General features: G+C 44.4%; 19 protein-coding genes. 10 read left to right on the top strand and 9 right to left on the bottom strand.

Going from position 1 to position 22,065, the window contains the following annotated elements:
- The first annotated feature begins 1 nt into the window (after position 1).
- Positions 2-892 (top strand): nuclear transport factor 2 family protein, encoded by an 891-nt coding sequence (locus ABXS85_RS18160; protein ID WP_353667938.1) that lies wholly within the window; start codon positions 2-4, stop codon positions 890-892.
- 89 nt (positions 893-981) lie between these two features.
- Here the strand turns inward: ABXS85_RS18160 and ABXS85_RS18155 are convergent, their stop codons facing one another.
- Positions 982-1,437: an anthrone oxygenase family protein gene (locus ABXS85_RS18155; protein ID WP_353667937.1), complete on the bottom strand. Its 456-nt coding sequence runs from the start codon at positions 1,435-1,437 to the stop codon at positions 982-984.
- A complete protein-coding gene (locus tag ABXS85_RS18150) occupies positions 1,437-2,273 on the bottom strand; it encodes an NAD(P)H-binding protein (RefSeq protein WP_353667936.1) in 837 nt (278 codons plus the stop codon). The genes ABXS85_RS18155 and ABXS85_RS18150 overlap by 1 nt, the downstream gene beginning before the upstream one ends.
- A 151-nt stretch (positions 2,274-2,424) precedes the next feature.
- Here ABXS85_RS18150 and ABXS85_RS18145 point away from each other — a divergent pair, with 151 nt between their 5' ends.
- On the top strand, positions 2,425-3,450 hold the full coding sequence (locus ABXS85_RS18145; RefSeq protein WP_353667935.1) for an AraC family transcriptional regulator: 1,026 nt from the start codon (positions 2,425-2,427) through the stop codon (positions 3,448-3,450).
- Here ABXS85_RS18145 and ABXS85_RS18140 read toward each other — a convergent pair.
- The 4 genes from ABXS85_RS18140 to ABXS85_RS18125 all read right to left on the bottom strand — a co-directional run bounded on the left by ABXS85_RS18140 (position 3,422) and on the right by ABXS85_RS18125 (position 7,574).
- Complete coding sequence (locus tag ABXS85_RS18140) at positions 3,422-3,925, bottom strand: ASCH domain-containing protein (RefSeq protein ID WP_353667934.1); 504 nt, start codon at positions 3,923-3,925, stop codon at positions 3,422-3,424. The two genes, ABXS85_RS18145 and ABXS85_RS18140, sit on opposite strands and share 29 nt — an antisense overlap.
- 15 nt (positions 3,926-3,940) lie before the next feature.
- Positions 3,941-4,360 (bottom strand): GNAT family acetyltransferase, encoded by a 420-nt coding sequence (locus ABXS85_RS18135; protein WP_353667933.1) that lies wholly within the window; start codon positions 4,358-4,360, stop codon positions 3,941-3,943.
- Between the two features lie 132 nt (positions 4,361-4,492).
- The gene (gene nadN, locus ABXS85_RS18130) at positions 4,493-6,331 is read right to left on the bottom strand and encodes an NAD nucleotidase (protein WP_353667932.1); all 1,839 of its coding nucleotides are present in this window, start codon (positions 6,329-6,331) and stop codon (positions 4,493-4,495) included.
- A 340-nt stretch (positions 6,332-6,671) separates the two neighbouring features.
- Positions 6,672-7,574: a LysR family transcriptional regulator gene (locus ABXS85_RS18125; protein WP_353667931.1), complete on the bottom strand. Its 903-nt coding sequence runs from the start codon at positions 7,572-7,574 to the stop codon at positions 6,672-6,674.
- A 137-nt stretch (positions 7,575-7,711) separates the two neighbouring features.
- On the opposite strand from ABXS85_RS18125, the gene ABXS85_RS18120 reads away from it, so the two are divergent.
- Together ABXS85_RS18120 and ABXS85_RS18115 are read left to right on the top strand one after the other, a co-directional pair.
- Complete coding sequence (locus tag ABXS85_RS18120; protein WP_353667930.1) at positions 7,712-8,317, top strand: nitroreductase family protein; 606 nt, start codon at positions 7,712-7,714, stop codon at positions 8,315-8,317.
- A gap of 372 nt (positions 8,318-8,689) precedes the next feature.
- Positions 8,690-10,420: a transporter substrate-binding domain-containing protein gene (locus ABXS85_RS18115; protein ID WP_353667929.1), complete on the top strand. Its 1,731-nt coding sequence runs from the start codon at positions 8,690-8,692 to the stop codon at positions 10,418-10,420.
- Here ABXS85_RS18115 and ABXS85_RS18110 read toward each other — a convergent pair.
- Genes ABXS85_RS18110 through apbC form a run of 3 tightly spaced genes read right to left on the bottom strand, consistent with a single transcriptional unit; the run spans position 10,398 to position 13,113 of the window.
- Positions 10,398-11,426, bottom strand: coding sequence for a GTP-binding protein (locus ABXS85_RS18110; RefSeq protein WP_353667928.1), 1,029 nt, complete (start codon positions 11,424-11,426; stop codon positions 10,398-10,400). The two genes, ABXS85_RS18115 and ABXS85_RS18110, sit on opposite strands and share 23 nt — an antisense overlap.
- A gap of 7 nt (positions 11,427-11,433) precedes the next feature.
- Positions 11,434-12,024 (bottom strand): dCTP deaminase, encoded by a 591-nt coding sequence (dcd, locus tag ABXS85_RS18105; protein WP_353667927.1) that lies wholly within the window; start codon positions 12,022-12,024, stop codon positions 11,434-11,436.
- A 9-nt stretch (positions 12,025-12,033) separates the two neighbouring features.
- Positions 12,034-13,113 (bottom strand): iron-sulfur cluster carrier protein ApbC, encoded by a 1,080-nt coding sequence (apbC, locus tag ABXS85_RS18100; RefSeq protein ID WP_353667926.1) that lies wholly within the window; start codon positions 13,111-13,113, stop codon positions 12,034-12,036.
- A gap of 522 nt (positions 13,114-13,635) precedes the next feature.
- Between apbC and metG the strand changes: the two genes are divergently transcribed.
- From metG to rsxG, 6 genes are all read left to right on the top strand, one after another.
- On the top strand, positions 13,636-15,699 hold the full coding sequence (gene metG, locus ABXS85_RS18095) for a methionine--tRNA ligase (protein WP_353667925.1): 2,064 nt from the start codon (positions 13,636-13,638) through the stop codon (positions 15,697-15,699).
- Positions 15,700-16,069: 370 nt separating this feature from the next.
- Complete coding sequence (rsxA, locus tag ABXS85_RS18090) at positions 16,070-16,651, top strand: electron transport complex subunit RsxA (RefSeq protein WP_353667924.1); 582 nt, start codon at positions 16,070-16,072, stop codon at positions 16,649-16,651.
- A 10-nt stretch (positions 16,652-16,661) separates the two neighbouring features.
- The gene (rsxB, locus tag ABXS85_RS18085) at positions 16,662-17,258 is read left to right on the top strand and encodes an electron transport complex subunit RsxB (RefSeq protein WP_353667923.1); all 597 of its coding nucleotides are present in this window, start codon (positions 16,662-16,664) and stop codon (positions 17,256-17,258) included.
- On the top strand, positions 17,258-20,374 hold the full coding sequence (gene rsxC / locus ABXS85_RS18080; protein ID WP_353667922.1) for an electron transport complex subunit RsxC: 3,117 nt from the start codon (positions 17,258-17,260) through the stop codon (positions 20,372-20,374). The genes rsxB and rsxC overlap by 1 nt, the downstream gene beginning before the upstream one ends.
- On the top strand, positions 20,375-21,433 hold the full coding sequence (gene rsxD, locus ABXS85_RS18075) for an electron transport complex subunit RsxD (RefSeq protein ID WP_353667921.1): 1,059 nt from the start codon (positions 20,375-20,377) through the stop codon (positions 21,431-21,433).
- Positions 21,434-22,051 carry an electron transport complex subunit RsxG gene (rsxG, locus tag ABXS85_RS18070; RefSeq protein WP_353667920.1) on the top strand — a complete coding sequence of 206 codons (618 nt, stop codon included), beginning with the start codon at positions 21,434-21,436 and terminating at the stop codon, positions 22,049-22,051.
- Positions 22,052-22,065 lie beyond the last annotated feature (14 nt).

Here is a 22,065-nt window from a genome sequence, read left to right as displayed (position 1 = left end):
TATGTTCCCACTCTCAAAAAGTCCCCATTCAAAAAACATCACTCTGACCAGCTTATTGATGGGGTCAGCTTTGTTCCTTAGCGCATGCAGTACAAACCATTCTCACCCAGAACTTAGCAATCAACAAAAAGCGGTTGCCGTACTAGACAGTCTTGGTACAACAGATTTGTCTCCACTTAGCTACATAAGTGATGAAAAATACATACAACACAATCAATCCGTAGCAACAGGCAAATCCGGTCTTTTGGATTTCTTAGATAAAATGCCAACAGTTGAGCAAAAAGAATCAAGCATAGTTCGCGCATTTTCCGATGGTGATTATGTTGTTACGCACTCTTATGTAAAAAGCTTTAATGGGGTTGTATTTGATATTTTTCGCTTTGAAGAGGGGTTGATTGTAGAACATTGGGACGCTATCCAACCCAGTGCTAAACCTAATGCCAGTGGCCGTACCATGTATGATGGCACAACGAAAATTACCGATTTGGCACTAACGGAAAACAACAAAAAGTTGGTAAAAGAAATGGTCGAGACTCTGTTTTTAAAAGGCGAGTTTAATAAGGCCAACCAGTTTATTAGCGAGAAAACCTATTTACAACATAACCCATGGTTTGGTGACGGTCTCAACACTTTACTAGAAGGTTTCAAGGCCATGATTGCACAAGGTCAAACCATACGATATGAAACCTTACATGCGGTTTTAGGGGAAGGGAATTTTGTTCTCGCCGTCAGCGAAGGAGAATTCAATGGCACACACATGGCCTTTTACGATCTATTCCGAGTCGAAAATGGTAAGGTCGTAGAACATTGGGACGTTCTTCAAGCAGTACCGCCTAAAGAAGCGAGAAAGAATGACAATGGCATGTTTAATTTTCCAAGTACCGCGCTTTAAGCTAAATTAGCAAGGCATCCAGCAAAAAAGCGAATGACACAGAGTAAAATGTCATTCGCTTAGGATTTACTCGCATCAAGAATGATGCTTTACAGCCAAGTAAGTAGATAGCAAGCCACACCGCTACTGAGAACCCTTAAGTGATTCAACATGGTCCATTTTACTGAATATTCACGCCAACGAGCCTGATTGTGTGATGTATCTGCATCCTCTTGGGTCCGCTTTAACCACTCATTTAATGGCACATTGCCAAACAAGGTTATCGCAAACATACCCAGCAAATAGATCAGGGCTGACGTGATCCAAAGCCATGAAACATTGCTCTGCCAGTGAAACACATGCCATATGAAAGCCCCAAACAAGCATAGACTGGTAGCGAAGAAAACAGGCATAAAACCGCTACGTAAAATCAGTTGGTTTATGCTGTTCATGACATTAATGGCCTCTTTTGCCATCAGACGATTTAATGCACCCATCACAAAAACCGAAAAGGCGAAATAAATCCCTGTCATGATGCCCAGTAAAACAATCAACACGCCCGTCATTATGGCTCTCCTTGCTCCCACCATATGGACGTATCCTGTTGCGCGGCGAGGTATTGATCAAAATTGCGCGCTGGTCGACCCAATACTTGCCTTACTGTGTCAGTCGTAGATTCATTGCGACCATCCAACACATTGACGAACAATTCCTTGATCAGCCAGGCCATTTCATCCGGCAAACCTTGTTGCTTAGCGCCCGCCAAATAGGCCTCCACTGGTACAGGAGTGAAACCTATAGTTCGTCCGGTGATCTTGCTGATTTTCTCTACGCAAGTGGCAAAACTCAGTAACTCTGGCCCTGTCACTTCCAGCAATTGATCTTGTAAATGAGCTTGAGTTAACGCTGCAACCACCACATCGGCAATGTCCTCTACATCAATAAAAGGCTCCATCGCGTTCGGCTTAGGCAAGATCAAGTCACCTGAGGCAATACCTTGCGCCATAAAACTTTCTCGGAAGTTTTGCATAAACCAACTGGCACGTACCACATTCCATTTTAAACCACTCTTCATCACCACTTGCTCAGCTCGCTGTGCGCCTTCTTCTCCTCGACCCGATAACAACACCAGATGTTCAATGCCAACCTGCTTTGCTACTTCGACAAATGTCGTCATATCCTCGGTGGCTTGTGGCACGGCCAAATCGGGATAATAAGTTACATAAATGGCTTTCACACCAGACAAAGCGGGGGCCCAAGTACTAGGGTTTGCCCAGTCAAATACCACTTCACTATGGCGAGATAAGCCACGTGTACTCATGCCTTTTGCCTTCAACCTAGCCATCACTCTTGTTCCGGTTTTACCCTGCGCACCTATTACGGCAATCATGTCACTTTTCATTTTATGTCCTCTCTGTTTGTTAAACCTTAGCAACTCATTACTAACCTAAGACACAGTGTAAGGAGACAGAGCTTGATGTTTAATGCTTTAACATCCATACTTTTTTGCAGTTTATCCAAAATGATCGATATACTTATTTATGGTTACCAACATGATTCCACCTCGCGATATCCCCACCTATTCTGATACCTTGGGTGAAACCCTTTACTCTCTTAGATTAAATGGCTTGATCTATGCCAATTCCGAATTAACAGCCCCGTGGGGAATAGCAATGCCGCCTTTAGCGGGTAAAATGATGTTTCATATCGTGACACAAGGCAGTTGTTGGCTAAGTTTTGAGAACGGACAGAGCCATTTTTTACAACCAGGGGAACTGGCCTTGGTGCCAAAAGGCTTGGGTCATAGCATTAGTCATGACAAGGGACAGGCATGTGAGCCATTCTTTGACATTCCCGTTACCAAACTTTCAGAGCGATATGAATTTCTTCGTTATGGAGGCACAGGGAGCGAAGGTGAAGGTGAAAAAAAAGAAAAAAGCCACAAAGACAAACCAGACCAAACACAGATGACTCGACTCATCTGTGGAGTATTAAGCTTTGATCATATTGCTGGCCAAAAGCTCATTGCTCAGCTACCAGAAGTCATTCATCTTGCAAAGGACAACTTGTCTTTATCCCTGCAAAGCATGATACACACATTGGAGCAAGAAGCAGCCGCTCTTGCACCAGGCGGCGAAACCATTATGACCCATCTAGCGGATATCATAGTAATCCAAGCCATTCGCAATTGGATTAGCCAAAATAACAGCGCAACCAGTGGATGGCTTCGCGCTCTGCAAGACCCCAAATTAACCAAAGCCTTATCGGCCATTCATACGCAACCGCAACAAGCTTGGACTGTAGATAAATTGGCTAAATTAGCAGGTATGTCGCGCTCGGGATTCTCGGCGCATTTTACGCAAGTTATAGGCACCTCGGTAAAACATTACCTCACCGAATGGCGAATGAATTTGGCGAGAAATAAGATACAACACACATCCGTCACATTAACGGATCTTGCCGAAGAATTGGGATATCAGTCTGAAGCAGCCTTTTCCAGAGCTTACAAGCGAGTCTTAGGTGAACCACCGTTACGGCGCAAAAAGTCCTTCAATCAAGCTCAGGATAAACAGCTTTAAAACGCTCTAGCACCAGCATCATATCATGCTTAGGTGTAATACCAAGCTCATTACACTCCTTTGAAAAGAAGTCCCAATGAGCTGCTCGCCACCAGCCTAGAGATTTATCTCCCTCGCCTTCGGCCGCAGCAAACTCAGCAGATATCTGATTAAAAGGGCACTCTAATACCTGAGTAATTTCAATAATGCACACAGGTTGACCTTGCCAGTTGGTGACCACTTGTAGATGCCCAACTTGGGGATAGACTTCATTTTCCTGATAATACCAATGGGCCATACTACAAGAAGCACGCTTTTCGCCTAACAAAATCAGTTCAGCGCAAAGGTTAGCGTTAACCTCATCCGCACAAAAATAGTCCGCACTAAACGAAGAATATTGCTCAGCTTTAAATTTGGGTAAGCTCTTTAGATAATCTGCTAGATAGGTCTGACAAACGACAGACATTTCTTCGGGAAACTGATTAAGATTCATCATCTCTAAATAAAGCCTTTAATCGTCTTTTATTAAGCGTTTACCTAAGCCAACAACATGATCATTGCCATAACCTAATGCTTCATAGAAGGCTATCACTTGAAGATTTGCATCCCTAACTTGTAGGTTTATCTTAGGACAACCAATCGCAGTTAATCTTGCTTCCAGTTCTGTCATCATCTGACGTCCAAAACCATGTTTTCGATATCTCTGTTTGACTGCAAGATAGTTTGCCCAACCACGATGTCCCTCGTATCCACCCATCACAGTAGCAACTAGTTCATCATCTAATACGCCCAGCAGAAACAATTCCGGGTTGACCAATAGCTTGCGATCTATGTCCTTATTTGGGTCATTCCAAGGGGCAGTGAGTTGACACGCTTGCCAAAGTTGAATGACCTGCTCACGAAATTCTTCCGAAAATTCCTGAATTTGCATACCACCTCATTACTTAAGACAAATAAAATTTCAATAGAAATGAAGACTAACAGACAAAAAAGACATGTGCTCATGATGGCAAATGGACATTGCCACCATGAGACAAGAATAGAAAACAGTGTTATTCAGTAATTACTGTTTCACACCATCTTTATTGATAAAGACCTGAGTAGAATATTCAGATAAAGGCAGTTTGTTCAAAGTACCGACTTTACGAACGTAATCTACGAAACTCTGTGCATAATCCAAATAAGTATCGACGACTCGGCCCTCTTTCACGACTTTACCAAAGGTAAGATAACCGTCTTTACCACCAGCAATGTAGTCATTTGTCGCCACCTTATAGGTCATTGTTGGATTTAAAGCTTGCCAGCTTCCACCTTTTTTCATGACCTCTAAATCATAGAAGCGTTGGCCTTTTGGTTTAGAGGCATCCACTTTCCAACGCAAGCCAGAAGCATAAGGATAAGCACCTGTTGAACCACCTTCTACGGTCGCATAATCAAACGCTTCCTCCAATACTTGGTGGATTTCCTCACCTGTCATATCCAATTCAACAATCGTATTAGCAAATGGCAACAAGGTATAAGCATCGCCAATGGTTAAATCGCCTTCAGCAATATCAACTCGTACGCCACCACCATTTTGAATGGCAATATCCGACGTCTTACTCATATCACGAAACGCTTTCGCCACGATATTAGAAATATCGGCACCATGACTGGCTGTCATTGAACGATCACATAACTTAGAACGCCCTTGACCTGGAATACGCTCTAAACACAAAGTGGTTGCAGATTGACCAATAACCTCGCCTTTCATGGCATCCACTTGCGCGGAGAATTTCGCCAAGGTGGCCACAGCAGATGGATCAGGCTCAACAATGGATACATTGTCTAACGCAGTAATATCCTTATAAACTGCTTCTCTAGCAGCACCGACTAACTCAACGCGTTTACCATCAGAGTTTTTGCGTTTAAAACTGTCAGCCAATAATAAATGAGGAGTTCCAGAACAGTTGGTCACAACACCGTCTTTATTCCAAGCGACATCCAGTTCACCCACTACAGCAGAATATTGCCACGCTTGCGCAACACATACTAAATTACCCTCGGCATCCGTTACTTTGGTCGGATATGGCCCTGCCGCGTCTAGACCAACAGCTGAGAAATCACCCAACAAGGTGTGAGAATCCCCACCGATAATAACATCAACCCCTTTTAACTTAGAGGCTAGGCTTAAGTCATTCTGGTACTGATAATGGGTCACCAATACAATTTTATTAATACCCATAGCTTCTAATTCATCTATGTATTGCTGTGAAGTTTCCGCTTCATCTAAAAACACAGTGGTTTTATCTGGACTAGACGAGTTTTTGGTTTTATTCGCAATATCAATACCAATGAAGCCCACTTTTACACCGTTAAACTCTTTAATGGTGTAAGGCGTAAAGTAATCTTCAGCGGTTTTCATAGTAAGAGGAGAGACACCCACTTCAGGCTTAACATTGGCTGAGATAACATCGGTGGTGCAATTTTCATCCGCGTTTAACCAGTCTAAAAATTGCACTAATCCTGCGTCACCATCATCAAACTCATGGTTACCCAGAGTAAAGATGTCAAAACAAGCTTCGTTCATAAGCGCGGCATCCGCTTCCCCTTGAAACAGGGTATAAAACAGATCGCCTGTCATGGCGTCACCAGCATGGATTTTCACCACAGGCTGATCCGTATTGGTCAAGGCTTTAATTTCAGCCACAACAGATGGAAAACCACCTACAGCCACTCGCGTTTTATCGCCACCTAGCATCAAATCAACACCAGTATCGGCATTCAAATGTGAGTGATGATCATTAATGTGTACTATTTTTAAATCCAATGATTTTTCAGATTCATCTGAGGATGTAAGCGACTGACAACCAGTTAATATCAACGAGCTGGCAGCGGCCATCACAAAGGTTTTTCTAAGCATATTAGCTTCCTTTATTCTACGGGATAATAGATTAGCGACAATGTAAACACGGACTCATCATCTAATGTTATAACTCTGCAAGAAAAAAGTATCACGCTTTTATGCCAAAAATGTTAAAAAAATCTTCGAAAAGTCGCTTATAAACAAGAATGTCTCAGTAAAAGTTGCGTGGAAACGGCTTGCAGGCCTTTTTCAAGTCACTTTTTTAAGTCACTTTTTTAAGTCATTCGGTTAAACCTTCAAAGCCAGCCCGATCACGACAACAACTGCTGAGTTTTTAATGAATAGCCTATCCATTAAAAGATAGTTCAAATGGGCATAATTCATAACTTATACTGTCTTAAATATGAGCATCGCCTAGCTCAGCAACAATATCATTAATCATGGCTCGGACAATCGGCTTTTGTGCAGATGACGACTTCCAAACCAGATACAAGATGGCATTATCCTGTTCTGTCAGTGAAGCTTGCCAATCTGGTAACACCTCAACCAAATCCCCTGTTGCCAGGTCTTTTTCAATGAAATATTTGCTCACCAAAGCAATGCCCTGATGTGCTTTGGCCCACATCAACAAAGGTGTTCCCCCTTCCGAAGAAAGGCTAGGATCAATACGTATCTTCCTCTGCTCTGTACCTTTGCGAAAATACCACCAAGTGTGCTGACGGGATCGATAAAAAGCCAAACAAGAATGAATTTTTAAATCCTCTGGAGATTCTAATAAGGCCGATTGCTCAAGATAACTTGAGGAAGCAACAAGCACATTGGGCATTTTTCTTAACGGGCGAAATAGCAAATTTGAATCATCAGGGCGCCCGTATCGAATTGCCAAATCAAACGGGCTTTTATGAAGATCTGTAAGATTATTATCCAAACTAATGGCAATATTAATTTTTGGGTGTTTTTGCCTGAATTTGGCAATAAGGGGAACCAAAATAGCACGACCTAGGGTATCAAAGGTCGCTATCCCCAAGCGTCCCTCAACTCTTGTATTCTCTTTGATAAAGCTGTGTTTGGCTGTATGCACAGACGCAAGAATCTGTTTGCACTGATTGTAAAACTGTTCTCCGTCTGGAGTCAGCTCTAAACGACGAGTTGACCGAATCAATAACTTAGTATTCACCTCATGTTCTAACTGATTTATTTTTCGCGTAATGGAGCTGGGTTTCTTGCCAAAAGAATCCGCCGCTTTACTAAAAGAACCCAATTCAACCACTCGTACAAACTGTTCCATCGCCTCAAACACAACACTACCCTCTGCTTATCCCTATTAAAAGCACCTTTATTATTGCATATAACGCAAAAATAAAAACGTGATTTAGGCGGTTTATGCATTAATAAAAAAACCACACCATAGCGATACAAATAAAATAGGAGTACATCATGAGCGTATTTAATTTAATCGAGAAAAGACGATCTATTAAACATTTCGATCCTAATCATAAAATGTCGGAAGAGGAGTTTAATAAACTCATCAATGCGGCGATCTTGGCCCCTACCTCATTTAATATTCAACATTGGCGATTCGTACGAATTCTTGATAAGCAGCAACGCCAAATGATCCAAAATGCCGCATGGAACCAAGCGCAAATAAGTACCGCATCAGAATTAATCATTATTGTAGCAAACACCCAAGCTTGGTCTGATAATCCGAGAAGGTACTGGAAAAATGCTGCTCCAGACGTCCAACAAATGCTTGTCACCATGTTAGAAAACTTCTATCGCGATAGGGAGTGGTTACAAAGAGATGAAGCCATTCGTTCCGGGGCCATGGCAGCGCAAAATCTCATGCTGGTAGCAGAAGACATGGGCTATAACACTAGCCCAATGATAGGGCTAGAATTCGACAAGGTAGCAGATCTTATCCAACTCCCCAAAGATCATGTCATCGTCATGATGCTGGCCATAGGCAAAGGTATACAAGAGGCACAGCCTCGCGGAGGGCAAATCAACTTAGAAGAATTAATCGTTGAGAACGAATTTTCATAAAGTTTAAAAACAGGAGAGCAGACATAAAATTAAAGCAATTGATCACTGCTCTCCAATTCACACATGGTTTTATTTATACGACTCCTCAAAAAAGAAAATAATTGCCCCTTATAATTTTGATTATTTTTCCATCAAGTTTAATTGAATCAATATTACACAATTCATAAAAAATTCCCCTCAAGATTATTTTTTTCTTTTTAATATATTTTTTTTCTTTAAAATAAACACTAGTTTATTAAAATGGAGTATATGATGTTTTTTTCGAGAAAAAGTCGATTTCTATCCTCTGCAACAGATAAGGAATCATTAAACTGGCAGCAAGCTCTATGTGAAGGAGACATTGAAACAGCATTATCACTTGGAGCGAGTGAAATGCCCCTTCAACTAAAGGAAACTCTAGAACTTTCGCTTTTTTCTCCTCCCTATCCATCGATTAATCCAGATGAGCTGTCTCTTATTATAGGACGTTTAAAAGCTTTAATTAGACACAGCACCCAAGCACAGGAGCTTGTTCATGATTCTATCGGTGAAATTCAAGCCAGAACCACAGAGCAAGATGCTTTTGTGAATAATACTAAGACATTCTTGAGTGATAGCAGCCAAAATACAGATGCACTCGGTCAAGCCATCGAACAAAAATTGGATAACACAAATCAAAAATTTTCCGAACAATTTGACGCCCTACAAACACTTATTAGTAACCGTTCTAGTAACGCAATTTCTGTCATTAAATCCATTGAAGATATTGGTAAAACCGTTCAATTATTGTCTATTAATGCCGCCATCGAAGCGGCTCAAGCAGGTGAAGCAGGACGTGGCTTTTCCGTTGTCGCTGGAGAAATTCGCGATTTAGCCATGCGCACTCAAGCCAGCACCCAAGAAGCTTATAAACAAATGAATTTAACCAGTTTGAGCGATGAATTGAACCAAATACTGACGGTCACAGAGCAAGAATTTACGGAACTTTCCCAGCAGGTCACCGAGTCCCTAACCAGTATTCAGTCACTGCTTACTGAAATCGCGACTTCTTTAGGTGAAATAGAAAGCAATAACAAAATCATTGATGCTTCCATTGGTCTTAGCCAAGGCGCTCAACAACAAGTCAGCGACAAAGGCGGTTGGAGCGGTAAACTGTTAGAAGACATGGAAGTTGTTCTCAACACAGATCAAGATGCTATCCAGTTTTCTCCATTGCTAGACAAAGAACACCTTCGCTTAGAGTCAAAAGAAGATCGTTTAGCAGAGATCAAAAAACGTGGTGAAATTCGTATCGCGATAGAGCCCGCTTTTGTCGGTTTGTCATTTCGACTGTCCGGTGAGCAAGAATTACAAGGGTTTGATGCCGAAACTGCCCGAGCCTTTGCTAAATGGCTTGGGGTGAATTGTAAACTGATAGAGCATCCTTGGGATCGTTGCTTACAAATCCTTGAAATGGGTATTGAACGTGGCGAACAGGAAGTTGATGTGGTGTGGAGTGCCATGCCCCCTATGCCAAATGAACATATCGCATTTTCCGATCCTTATACTTTCTTACCCTATGTATTGGCCAAACGTCATGGCGACAATGAGATAAAGGGAGTCAAAGATTTAGACGGCAAAGTATTAGGTTGCATCAACGATCCTGCGGCAATACAAATTTTAGAGGATTTGGGACTACGCTGGGAAGCCAACCGACAAAAACCAGGCGGCACCATCCAACTAGCCAATCTCTTGGCTTACAACGATCAAACGCAAATACACAATTGCCTAGTAGATGGCATTGTTGATGCGTTTGCCGTGGATCTCCCGATTTATCATTGGGCCTGTTATGGCGAAGCCAGCCCTTGGAAAGGACAAATTGAAATCCTTCCTGGCAATATCAGTAATGAACTTTGGTATTATTCCGCGGCCGTCGCTTATTCTTCACACAATACTTCCCTATTGCATGAAATTAACACCTTTATTCAACACTTTAAGCAACAGCCTGAATATCAAGAGTTAACCAATATTTGGCTCGGGAAAAAATACGACAATGCATCATGGGCTCATGAAGCTGGTGTACTTGACATAAAGAATATGACAAGTGAGAAAGAAAAAGATCTTAAAATAACGCCTTTTCAATAAGGCGTTTTACTTTATCAAGCTGAGTTTCGTCATCGACCAGACACTCAATTTTGGATTGAAAAACCGAGTCTTGCGTTATAAAAGCTTGCTCGGTTTGAGTGATATTACAATCAATGGCCCTGTCACTACTCAGATTAAGTCGACCTTTTAAGCGCCAGAAACCTAAACAATCTTGTAACTGAGCAGCAAGCTTTTCCAATCGGACTTGCTGAAAATGCATCTCTCCTGCCATCACCCAGCCTAGACTACAAAGCGCTTGGTCACGCTTCTCATAACAAGTAACCCTATCATACTGAAGTTTCAGGGTTTGAGACCCATGCTGATGACTGTCTTCATGCTGATGACTGTCTTCATGATGATGGGAGTGCTCATGGTGGGAATGCTGATGATGGTAAGCACTTAACGCTTCTGCCTTTGAATAATCAAGCCAAGCCAAAGCCATGTCACCATGAAAGGCAAAGGCGTATTTTTTAGGCTCTTTAAGCTGGGCGACAAAAGCAAGAAACTCATCTTGCTGCCCCTCTGTGTATTGATCCGCTTTTGAGGCAATGAGTACATCCGCTTGGTCAATCTGATCAAAAAACGCAGGATGCCCTAAGTATCTTGGGTCTTGTAAATTACGAACATCTAATAGACACACGGACGCTTTTACATCCAACACCCCTTGATAATGTTCGGACTGCAATTGCGCCATGATCTCGGCAGGATGGCCAATACCTGTTGGTTCAATCAGGATACGATCAGGATTCACCTGTTTAATTAACCCGTTCAAGCCCGTACTAAAAGCCGCAGAGGTCACACAACACAAGCAACCACCGGGCACTTCTTTAATACTGGCCCCAGTGTCTGCCAACAATGCACCGTCTATACCTACTTCACCGAACTCATTAACCAAGACGGCCCATTTTTCACCAGCAGGCACCTTACTCAACAGATTACGAATCAAGGTGGTTTTACCAGAACCTAAAAACCCACTGATGACATTGACAGGAATGTTTTGATACATAAGCAAATTATTCTGCTTTATCACCACTGATACGACTGCCTATCGCCGACTTTTGATCCTTATACTTGGCATTATCACGCTTGTTGTAAGGACGCTCTGCTGGGCCTGACAAGGTTTCAAAGTTAATCGCACCAATGGTCATACCAGGACTCAAAGCAATCGGCAATTTCCCGCCATTAAGGAACTCAAGTACGATACCGCCACTCCAACCGGGATCAATTCGATGCGCTGTCACATGCACCATCAAGCCTAATCGGGCCAAAGAAGAACGACCGTCTAACCAGCCCACCAAGTCATCCGGTAAAGTCACCGACTCTTTGGTCACACCCAACACCAATTCCCCCGGATGGATGAAAAACGGCTTGCCATCATCGACTAGAATTTCACCGCTCATAACAGATTCAATGACTTTACTTAGGTCGTCTTTGGAACTGCTCAGATCAAGATAAGGCGCTGGGTGACCTTGAAATACGCGAAATGAGTTGCCCAAACGCAAATCCACCGACACCCCACTGATCACGCTATTATCTGGTCGTGGATCAATGACTATGTCGCCTTGGTCTAGGGCTTTGATGATATCTCGGTCACACAAACGCATTTTTCTTCCTCAATCGTCGCTCATACCAATGGTTGGCATGACAAATGTCTGTTCTTGGCGGGCAAGGGTCGCAGCCAACTGACGAGCAATCGACTGATAAATGCCCGTCACTTCACCGTCGGGGGAATGTACCACAATCGGCTTACCCAAATCACTCTGTTCTCGAATAGACAAACTCAATGGCAGTTTGCCCAATACCTTCACTCCGTATTCTTTTGCCAAGTTGGCACCGCCCTCATCACCAAAAATGGCTTCATGATGACCACAGTTAGAACAGATGTGCGTAGACATATTTTCCACCACGCCCAACACGGGAATTTTCACCTTATTGAACATTTCAATGCCGCGACGGGCGTCCAGCAAAGCAATGTCTTGCGGTGTCGTGACAATCACAGACCCGGCCACAGGCACTTTTTGCGATAGGGTGAGTTGAATGTCACCCGTACCTGGCGGCATATCAACAAACAAATAATCCAAATCGTCCCAGTCGGTTTGTGTCAAAATTTGCATCAAAGCTCCTGTCACCATGGGACCACGCCAAGCCACTGGGGTGTCTTTGGTAGTAAGAAACGCCATCGACATGACTTGTACGCCGTGCGCACTGGGGGGAAGAAAAAACTTTTCATCACGCACTTGAGGTCGAGTACCCTCGGCAAAGCCCAACATCATACCTTGGCTAGGGCCATAAATGTCTGCATCCAGAATACCCACACGAGCACCTTCACGGGCCATCGCCAAAGCCAGGTTGACCGTAGTGGTGGATTTACCAACGCCCCCCTTGCCCGACGCCACAGCAATGACATTTTTCACGCCATTTAAACCGGGCAAGTTACCTTGAGTAGCATACTTGGCAATCTCATGCTCAATTTCAAGGGTCAGTTCACGAGTATCTTGCAAGGCTGTAGCAATCGCTTGCTCAACTTGTGCTTGCTGTTGCTGAGCAGGATAAGGCAAGGTCAAACGCACATGTAAGCGATCTTCATCTCCCGTCAATTGCCAAACATCCCCGTAAGGCTGTTGCGTATTAGGGTCCATCATGTCTGCCAAAATGGTTTGTTGTTTAGCGTGCAATTCGTCTAGGTTGGACATATAGCTTCCTCTAAGCAAGCAGCGAGAATAATAATGAAGTTGTTGCCAATGTGGGGGCAAATTGCAGAAAAGCAAGGCTGAGACTTGAACTGAACTTGTACGCAATAAGAAGTGGCAACCTATATCAAGTGGCGACTTATATCGCAGAAAAGCAAGGCTGAGACTTGCACTGAACTTGTACGCAATAAGAAGGGGCAACCTATATCAAGTGGCGACTTATATCGCAGAAAAGCAAGGCTGAGACTTGCACAGAACAAGGGGCAACCTATATCAAGTGGCGGCTTTTATCGCAGAAAAACAAGACTAAGACTTGCACTCAACTTGTACGCAATAAGAAGGAGCGACTTAATATTGCGGAAAAACAAGGCTGAGACTTGCACTTAACTTGCATTGAATAAGTGGCGACTTATAATGTCGCCTTCTAATAGATTATCCCTATTTTTGACATGCACTAGAATCGCATCGTTAACAAGAATACGGATAAAATTTTCGACTTTTTTTAATCCAGTAGGCTTATCAAAAATGGCACAAACGCAACGTAAAATACTCGTCACCAGCGCCCTTCCTTATGCAAATGGATCCATCCATTTAGGCCATATGCTGGAGCACATCCAAACCGACATCTGGGTGCGTTTTCAAAAGTTGCGTGGGCACTTGTGTACGGCAGTTTGCGCCGATGATGCCCATGGTACTGCCATCATGATCAAGGCAGAGCAAAATGGCATCACTTCTGAAGAATTAATTGAAGGCGTGCGCCAAGAGCACATGAAAGACTTCAATGACTTCTTGATTGGTTACGACAATTACCACTCTACCCATTCAGAAGAAAACCGTGAGATTTCCACCAGCATCTACAAAGCCTTGCGTGATAACGGCAAAATTGCGGTGCGTTCTATTGTGCAAGCCTATGACCCAGAAAAAGAAATGTTCCTAGCGGATCGTTTCATCAAGGGTACTTGCCCAAAATGTAAAGCCGAAGACCAATACGGTGATAACTGTGAAGTCTGTGCCGCCACCTACACACCAATGGAAATGATCAACCCACGTTCTGTGTATTCGGGCGCCACACCGATTGAAAAAGAGTCTGAACATTACTTTTTCAAACTGCCCGACTTCCAAGCTTTTCTTAGTGAATGGACGCGCAGCGGCACCTTGCAAGACCAAGTCGCTAACAAACTCGCGGAATGGTTAGACTCAGGTTTACAAGAGTGGGACATCAGCCGCGATGCCCCTTACTTCGGCTTTGAAATTCCAGATGCGCCGGGTAAGTATTTCTACGTTTGGTTGGATGCCCCAATCGGTTACATGGCCAGTTTCAAAAATTTGTGTGACCGTACTGACGGCTTGCACTTTGATGACTACTGGAAGAAGGACTCGGACGCTGAGTTATACCACTTCATAGGTAAAGACATCATCAACTTCCACGCCCTGTTCTGGCCAGCCATGCTGGATTGTGCAGGTTACCGCACGCCAACCGGCGTCAATGCTCACGGTTATGTCACTGTAAACGGTACTAAAATGTCCAAGTCCCGTGGCACCTTTATCAAGGCACGTACTTACTTGAATCATTTAGACCCACAATACTTGCGTTACTACTTCGCTGCAAAACTCAATGCCAGCGTCGATGATATTGATTTAAATCTGGAAGATTTCATCCAACGGGTGAATTCTGACGTAGTAGGTAAGGTGGTGAACATCGCCAGCCGTACGGCTAGCTTCATCAGCAAAAAGTTCGATGGCCAGTTGGCCACGACCGTTAGCGAAAATGACATGATTCAATCTTTTATCGATGCGGGCGACCTAATTGCTGAGTATTTTGAAAGCCGTGAATACGGTAAGGCAATTCGTGAAATCATGCGCTTGGCCGACATTGCCAATACCTACATTGCTGATCAAGCCCCTTGGGTGCTGGCAAAAGACGAGGCAACACTGCCAAAGGTTCAAGAAGTCTGCAGCGTTGCGCTGAATCTGTTCAGTATTTTGGCAACCTACTTGAAGCCGGTAATGCCAAACATGGTGGCAGACGCAGAAGCTTTCTTAAACAAAGAGCTGACGTGGGACAATCGTAGCGAGCTGTTGTTTGGTAGCAAGGTGAATAAGTTCAAACCCTTGATGGGCCGTATTGAGCAAAAACAAATCGATGACATGATCGAAGAAGGTAAAACGGAAGCCGCGGCCGAAGCAGCAGCAAAAGATGCGGCTTCGAACAGCCAAGACAATAGCCAAGCAGAAACAGAATTGAGCAAAGAGCCGATTGCAGAAGAAATCAACTTTGACGATTTTGCTAAAGTCGATTTACGCATCGCTTTGATTGCCAAAGCCGAGCATGTAGAGAAAGCCAATAAGTTGTTAAAACTCACATTGGACTTGGGCGGCGAAACGCGCACCGTATTCTCTGGGATTAAATCGGCTTACAAACCAGAAGATCTAGAAGGCAAACTCACCGTCATGGTGGCGAACTTAGCGCCACGTAAAATGAAGTTTGGTTTGTCCGAAGGCATGGTATTAGCAGCAGGCCCAGGTGGTGAAGAAATTTATCTTCTAGAACCTCATGCGGGGGCTAAACCTGGCCAGCGTGTGATGTAAGCGTTGTCCTTCTAGTGGACGACGAACCCATAGAATAAATATGTGATGGCTCAACCTAAATGAGAAGAATTCTTAATAGGCTGAGCCATAGCATTTTTAGAGATACATAAATCGAAATTATATAAACGAAACTTATTATCTATATACTAAATCAGACTATATATACTGGATTTTTAGCTTTGTTAGTTATAAGCCCATTGGTATAGTAACCATAGTCAGTGTAAAGATTACTTTTAAGAAAATTACTTTTTAGAAAGCGCTTTTAAAAACAATCTTTTTAAAAGTAGTAACACACCTTCCCAAGCCTTGCAGGATGTGCTCGGGAAAGTAAAATGCATTTCGTTTAATTTACCCATTATTTGGACGTGAGATGACAGAATATCTGTTGATACTGGTCAGCACCATTCTGGTGAACAACTTTGTCTTGGTACAGTTTCTAGGACTTTGCCCTTTTATGGGCGTGTCTGGCAAACTGGAAACCTCTATTGGCATGGCGATGGCTACCACCTTCGTTTTGACCCTATCCAGTCTGTGTAGTTATTTGACGTTTACCTACATATTGCAGCCTTTTGGCTTGGAATACCTGCAAACCATTTCCTTTATTCTGGTGATCGCCGTGGTGGTGCAATTCACTGAAATGGTGGTACACAAAACCAGCCCTTTATTGTATCGCGTCTTGGGTATTTTCTTGCCTCTTATCACCACCAACTGCGCGGTATTAGGTGTAGCACTGCAAAACATCAGCAAACAAAACGGCTTTGTTGAATCCATTCTTTACGGCTTTGGCGCTGCAGTGGGCTTTTCTTTTGTATTGGTTCTATTTGCCGCCATGCGTGAGCGCATCAATGTGGCCGACGTGCCTGTGGTCTTTAAAGGGTCCGCTATCGGTATGGTCACAGCAGGTTTAATGGCCTTGGCTTTCATGGGCTTTACCGCCCTAGTGCAGATTTAGGAGCCAACTCATGACGACTGTTTTACTGGCCATCGGCATCCTAGTCTTACTCGCCTTAGTATTTGGCGGCATCTTAGGTTACGCCAATGTACGCTTCCATGTGGAAGGCGACCCTATTGTTGATCAAATCGATGCCTTGTTACCTCAGACCCAATGTGGTCAATGTGGACACCCAGGCTGCCGCCCTTACGCCGAAGCCATTGCTAATGGTGAAGCCATCAACCATTGCCCACCGGGTGGTCAAGCAACCATTCAAGCGCTTGCTGACTTGTTGGATGTGGAAGCCATTCCATTAGATGGCGATCACGGTACGGAAAGTGCCAAGCGCGTTGCGGTGATTCGTGAAGACGAATGCATTGGCTGTACCAAGTGTATTCAAGCTTGCCCAGTGGACGCTATTTTGGGGGCGGCAAAACAAATGCACACAGTGATTTCCGATGAATGTACAGGCTGTGACCTGTGCGTAGAACCTTGTCCGGTAGATTGTATTGATATGGTCGAAGTGGGAGTTACCACAAAAACTTGGTCTTGGGATAAGCCACAAGGTGTTGCAGCCACCTCATTGAATATTATTGCCACCGACCGTCAGACGGAGGCAGCGCACTGATGCAAACCTTCGATATTTTTTCGTTTCATGGCGGCATTCATCCCCCCGAAAATAAAGCCCAGTCACTGCAATTACCACTGGGGCGTCCAAGTTTACCAAAAGAACTTATTTTGCCCCTTGGACAACATATAGGTCAAAGCTCACGCCCTTTGGTCAAGGTCGGTGATAAGGTCTTAAAAGGTCAAACTATTGCGATTAACAATGGCTTTTTGAGCAGTTTTTTACACGCTCCAACCTCTGGTACCATCACCGCCATTGAGGAACGTTTGATTGCGCACCCTTCTGGGTTAAGTGACCTTTGCATTATTCTGCAACCAGATGGCTTGGAAGAATGGCAAGCACTAGAGCCATTGGTAGATTGGAAATTTCAAAATCGTACTGATGTATTGGCCTTCCTTTCCGAAAAAGGCATAGTCGGCATGGGCGGAGCAGGTTTTCCTACACAGGTAAAACTGCAAGGGGCCAACAAATCACCACTGACTCATTTCATTATTAACGCCGCTGAGTGCGAACCTTACATCACAGCGGATGACATGTTGATTCGTGAACGCACCTTGGAATTAATCCTAGGTATCGAAGTGTTACAACATCTGGTCAATGCCAGCCAAGTGGTCATTGGCATTGAAGACAACAAGCCAACGGCCATCAAGTTATTGAATGACTTGTTAAACGAACGCAACAGCACCATCAAACTTGCTGTCGTGCCAACCAAATACCCGTCTGGCGGTGAGAAACAACTAATTCAGTTGCTCACAGGCAAAGAAGTACCGAGTGGTCAGCATCCAGCTGACATTGGCATTTTGTGCCAAAACGTTGGCACCTGTGTGGCCGTGCACGATGCCATTTATCTTGGTAAACCCTTGATCTCTCGTTTTACGACCTTAACTGGCGATGCCCTCAATGCCCCACAGAACGTCGAAGTATTATTAGGCACGCCAGTATCACACCTCTTGGAATACGCAGAGTCTCAAGATAATAAGCTGCACCGCTTGGTCATGGGAGGCCCTATGATGGGCTTTACTCTGGATTCCACCCAAGTGCCTGTGGTGAAAACCAGCAACTGTATTTTGGCGGCCACCCAACAAGAATTACCGCCACCAGCGCCAGAGCAAGCTTGTATTCGTTGTGGTATGTGTGAACAGGCCTGTCCTGTGAGCTTGCTGCCACAGCAATTGCTTTGGTTCAGCAAAAGCCAAGAGCATGAAAAAGCCGAACATCACAATCTGTTTGACTGCATTGAATGTGGCGCTTGCTCCTATGTGTGCCCAAGCAGTATTCCCTTGGTCCAGTATTATCGTCACTCAAAGAGTACCATTCGTGAAGCACGCGAGTCGGCGGTAAAAGCCGACCTTGCCAAACAACGCTTTGAAGCACGCAAAGCCCGTCAAGAAGCGGAAATAGCCGAGAAAGAAGCCAAGCGTCTCGCTCGTCAGAAACCGGCTCCAGCCAAAGACACCAGCAAGGCTGCACCAAAAGCAGCAATGAGCTCTGCACCTGCTGCAAACGACGAAGCGAAGAAACTCAAAGTCGATTTGGCTATTGCCAAAACCAAGCTGAAAAAGCTTGAAAAACAATTGCTCAGCGCACAAGAAAGTGAGCACCTTGAAGACATTAACAGTTTACAACTGCAAGTGACGGACCAAGCAAACCAAGTCAAAGACTTGGAAACGCAAATGACCAAACTCGCCGTGGCGGCGCCTGTTGTTAAAGCCAATCCTGCGCCACAAGACAATGCTAGCGATGAGTTGAAAAAGGCCAAAGTGGATCTGGCCTTGGTTGGCGTGAAACTGAAAAAGGCTCAAAAGCAACTGGACGAAACACCCGATGATGCAGTCTTAAAGCAGAAAGTAGCGGACTTACAAGCGCAACAACAAGCCGCTCAAGCCAAATTGGATCAAGCCACAAGTGCCGCACCAGCTAAAGTCAATCCACAAGCTGCCCCAAGCGGTAACAGTGACGAATTAAAAAAAGCCAAAGTCGACCTTGCTCTCGCTGGCGTAAAGCTAAAGAAAGCGCAAAAACAATTGGCTGAAACACCAGATGACGCTGACTTAAAACAAAAAGTGGCGGATTTGGCAGCTCAGCAACAAGCGGCTCAAGCAAAATTAGACAAAGCCGCTGCTGGCAATGATGCGCCAACTCAGTCAACTAATCCTAATGACACAACCAGTGCTGACAAAGTGGCAGTGAACAGCGACGAATTGAAAAAACTCAAAATCGACGCAGCCATTGCTAAAGCTGCCGTGAAAAAAGTGGAAAAAGCCCTTAAAAAGGCCGAAGAACTGCAAGCACCTGAGCTGGAAACCTTGCGTCAGCAATTCAAAGAAGCTCAACAAAGAGCGGACGAATTGGAACAAGCCTTAGCGAACCCAAGTGCGCAACCGAAAGTACCAGCCCAAAAGGCTGAAAACAATGCCAACACGGCAGACGATGACAAAAAGCGCAAGGTCGATCTTGCCATTGCCAAAGCCAGTATCAAGAAGGCCGAAAAGAACATTGCCCTATTGAAAGAACAAGGTAAGAGCGAAGCAGACATCCAAGCATCCGAATGGCCTCAAAAACTTCTGGATGCTCAACAAAAATTGGCACAACTGGAATCGGCTCAGGCTTCAACGTCTGTTCAAACTGCGCCAGTTCAAGCAACTCAGACCACTGCGACGAGCGTCGATGAAGACAAAAAGCGCAAGGTCGATCTTGCCATTGCCAAAGCCAGTATCAAGAAGGCCGAGAAGAACATTGCCTTATTGAAAGAGCAAGGTAAGAACGAAGCAGACATCCAAGCATCCGAATGGCCTCAAAAACTTCTGGATGCTCAACAAAAATTGGCACAACTGGAATCGTCTCAGGCTTCAACCTCTGATCGAGCAGTAGAAGATCAAAGCAATAATGATCAGATGAGTGAAGAAGCTCCTCAAGCCAGTTTGGCGGAACAAATTAAACAGCAAAAAATTGCCGTTGCCTTGGCCAAAGCACAAGCTAATAAATTGGCGAAAAAGCTTGGCGTAGAACCTGACAATGCTGAGCAGGTACAAATTGAAATCGCTCAACTTAAAGACAAGCAAATGCAAGCGGAACATCTGCTTGAGCAATTAATGAAACAGCAAGAGAGTCAATAAATGGCATTATTGAGAATATCATCTCCCCATGCGCAACGTGCCGGACATCGCACTGCTTGGGTGATGCAAATGGTCATCTTGGCGACCGTGCCAGGTATCCTAGTGCAGACTTGGTTATTCGGTTTTGGCACCTTGATCAATCTTGTCATTGCCTGTTTAACCGCCCTTGCCAGCGAAGCACTGATTTTATTGATTCGCAAACGCTCGGTGGCCTTCTTTCTAAAAGATTACAGCGCTTTATTGACGGCGGTATTATTGGGCATCGCCCTTCCTCCTGTTGTACCTTGGTGGGTTACTGTCACCGCTGTTGGCTTTGCGATTATTTTCGCCAAACAATTATATGGAGGTCTGGGCAATAACCCATTCAACCCAGCTATGGTTGGCTACGCCATCGTACTGGTGTCTTTTCCTGTGCCAATGAGTCAATGGCTTGGTCACACTAGCCTAACGACCTCAGGTGAAACCCTGTCATTTTTACAAAGCCTGCAAGCTATTTTCCATCATTTGCCCAGCATTGATGGCTACACCATGGCGACCCCTTTAGACGGCTTTAAACACAAGGATTTGCTCGACAGTGAAGCAGCCTTTAACACGATTCCAGCCTTGCAAACCGCCAGTCTCAATGCATGGCTGTGGATCAATCTTGCTTACCTGATCGGCGGTTTGGCGTTACTCTGGTTGCGTATCATCACTTGGCATACACCAGTGGCTTTCTTATCCGGTCTATTGGCTCTGGCTGGCGTATTTTATGTCATTGACCCAAGCCACTTTGCTTCTCCTGCGTTTCATTTGGCAACGGGAGCGGCCATGTTTGGGGCCTTCTTCATTGCCACTGACCCTGTGTCTTCTTGCACCAGTAATCGTGGCAAACTGATTTACGGTTTCGGCATTGGTGTTCTCATCTACATCATACGTACTTGGGGCGGTTACCCAGATGGGGTGGCATTTGGTGTACTCTTAATGAATTTCGCCGCACCACTCATTGATTACTACACCCAACCACGAAGTTACGGTCACAATAAAGCCAAAAAAGGCCTGAAAATTGGCGAGGATAAATAAATGGACATCCTATCTTCAATTCGACGTAATAGCCTTGGTTTGGGCATTTATGCTGTGTTAACCGCAGGCTTAATTGCCGTGACGCATCAACTGACAGATCACACCATTAAAGACAACATTCTTGACGCACAAATTTCTGCCTTTAATGACATTTTTCCTGCCGATTTATACGATAATGACCTCACTATGGACACGGCTATTTTACCAGCCAACCCTTTGTTAGGCAGTGAAACAGGCACGAAAATTCATATCGCCAGAAAAGATGGCGAGGTCACAGGCATCATCTTCGAAACCACGGCTACTCGTGGCTACAATGGTAACTTGGATATGTTGGTGGCCATCAATCGTGATGGCGTGGTGACAGGCAGTCGTGTCATCAGCCACAAAGAAACACCTGGCCTTGGCGATAAAGTAGATCTAAAAAAATCCCCATGGATTCTTAGTTTTGCGAATAAATCCCTAACCAATCCAGAGCTATCAGGTTGGGCGGTGAAAAAAGACGGTGGCGATTTTGACCAATTCACTGGCGCGACCATTACACCAAGGGCCGTGGTCAGAGCGGTGAAAAATACATTAATTTATTTTGATCAAAACAAGGACGCGCTGTTAGCGCGTTAGTAAAAGGCGATGAA

This window comes from Marinomonas sp. THO17, from assembly GCF_040436405.1.
GTDB lineage: Bacteria > Pseudomonadota > Gammaproteobacteria > Pseudomonadales > Marinomonadaceae > Marinomonas.
This window is presented reverse-complemented; position numbering and strand designations above follow the sequence as displayed.

Coding starts and splice junctions, on each gene's coding strand:
- dcd (WP_353667927.1), bottom strand. CDS start 12,024: ATGCGTTTGTGTGACCGAGATATCATCAAAGCCCTAGACCAAGGCGAC.
- nadN (WP_353667932.1), bottom strand. CDS start 6,331: ATGCTTAGAAAAACCTTTGTGATGGCCGCTGCCAGCTCGTTGATATTA.
- ABXS85_RS18135 (WP_353667933.1), bottom strand. CDS start 4,360: ATGCAAATTCAGGAATTTTCGGAAGAATTTCGTGAGCAGGTCATTCAA.
- ABXS85_RS18120 (WP_353667930.1), top strand. CDS start 7,712: ATGAGCGTATTTAATTTAATCGAGAAAAGACGATCTATTAAACATTTC.
- ABXS85_RS18115 (WP_353667929.1), top strand. CDS start 8,690: ATGCCCCTTCAACTAAAGGAAACTCTAGAACTTTCGCTTTTTTCTCCT.
- metG (WP_353667925.1), top strand. CDS start 13,636: ATGGCACAAACGCAACGTAAAATACTCGTCACCAGCGCCCTTCCTTAT.
- rsxG (WP_353667920.1), top strand. CDS start 21,434: ATGGACATCCTATCTTCAATTCGACGTAATAGCCTTGGTTTGGGCATT.
- ABXS85_RS18140 (WP_353667934.1), bottom strand. CDS start 3,925: ATGATGAATCTTAATCAGTTTCCCGAAGAAATGTCTGTCGTTTGTCAG.
- ABXS85_RS18110 (WP_353667928.1), bottom strand. CDS start 11,426: ATGTATCAAAACATTCCTGTCAATGTCATCAGTGGGTTTTTAGGTTCT.
- ABXS85_RS18145 (WP_353667935.1), top strand. CDS start 2,425: ATGATTCCACCTCGCGATATCCCCACCTATTCTGATACCTTGGGTGAA.
- rsxA (WP_353667924.1), top strand. CDS start 16,070: ATGACAGAATATCTGTTGATACTGGTCAGCACCATTCTGGTGAACAAC.
- rsxB (WP_353667923.1), top strand. CDS start 16,662: ATGACGACTGTTTTACTGGCCATCGGCATCCTAGTCTTACTCGCCTTA.
- ABXS85_RS18160 (WP_353667938.1), top strand. CDS start 2: ATGTTCCCACTCTCAAAAAGTCCCCATTCAAAAAACATCACTCTGACC.
- rsxD (WP_353667921.1), top strand. CDS start 20,375: ATGGCATTATTGAGAATATCATCTCCCCATGCGCAACGTGCCGGACAT.
- ABXS85_RS18150 (WP_353667936.1), bottom strand. CDS start 2,273: ATGAAAAGTGACATGATTGCCGTAATAGGTGCGCAGGGTAAAACCGGA.
- apbC (WP_353667926.1), bottom strand. CDS start 13,113: ATGTCCAACCTAGACGAATTGCACGCTAAACAACAAACCATTTTGGCA.
- rsxC (WP_353667922.1), top strand. CDS start 17,258: ATGCAAACCTTCGATATTTTTTCGTTTCATGGCGGCATTCATCCCCCC.
- ABXS85_RS18155 (WP_353667937.1), bottom strand. CDS start 1,437: ATGACGGGCGTGTTGATTGTTTTACTGGGCATCATGACAGGGATTTAT.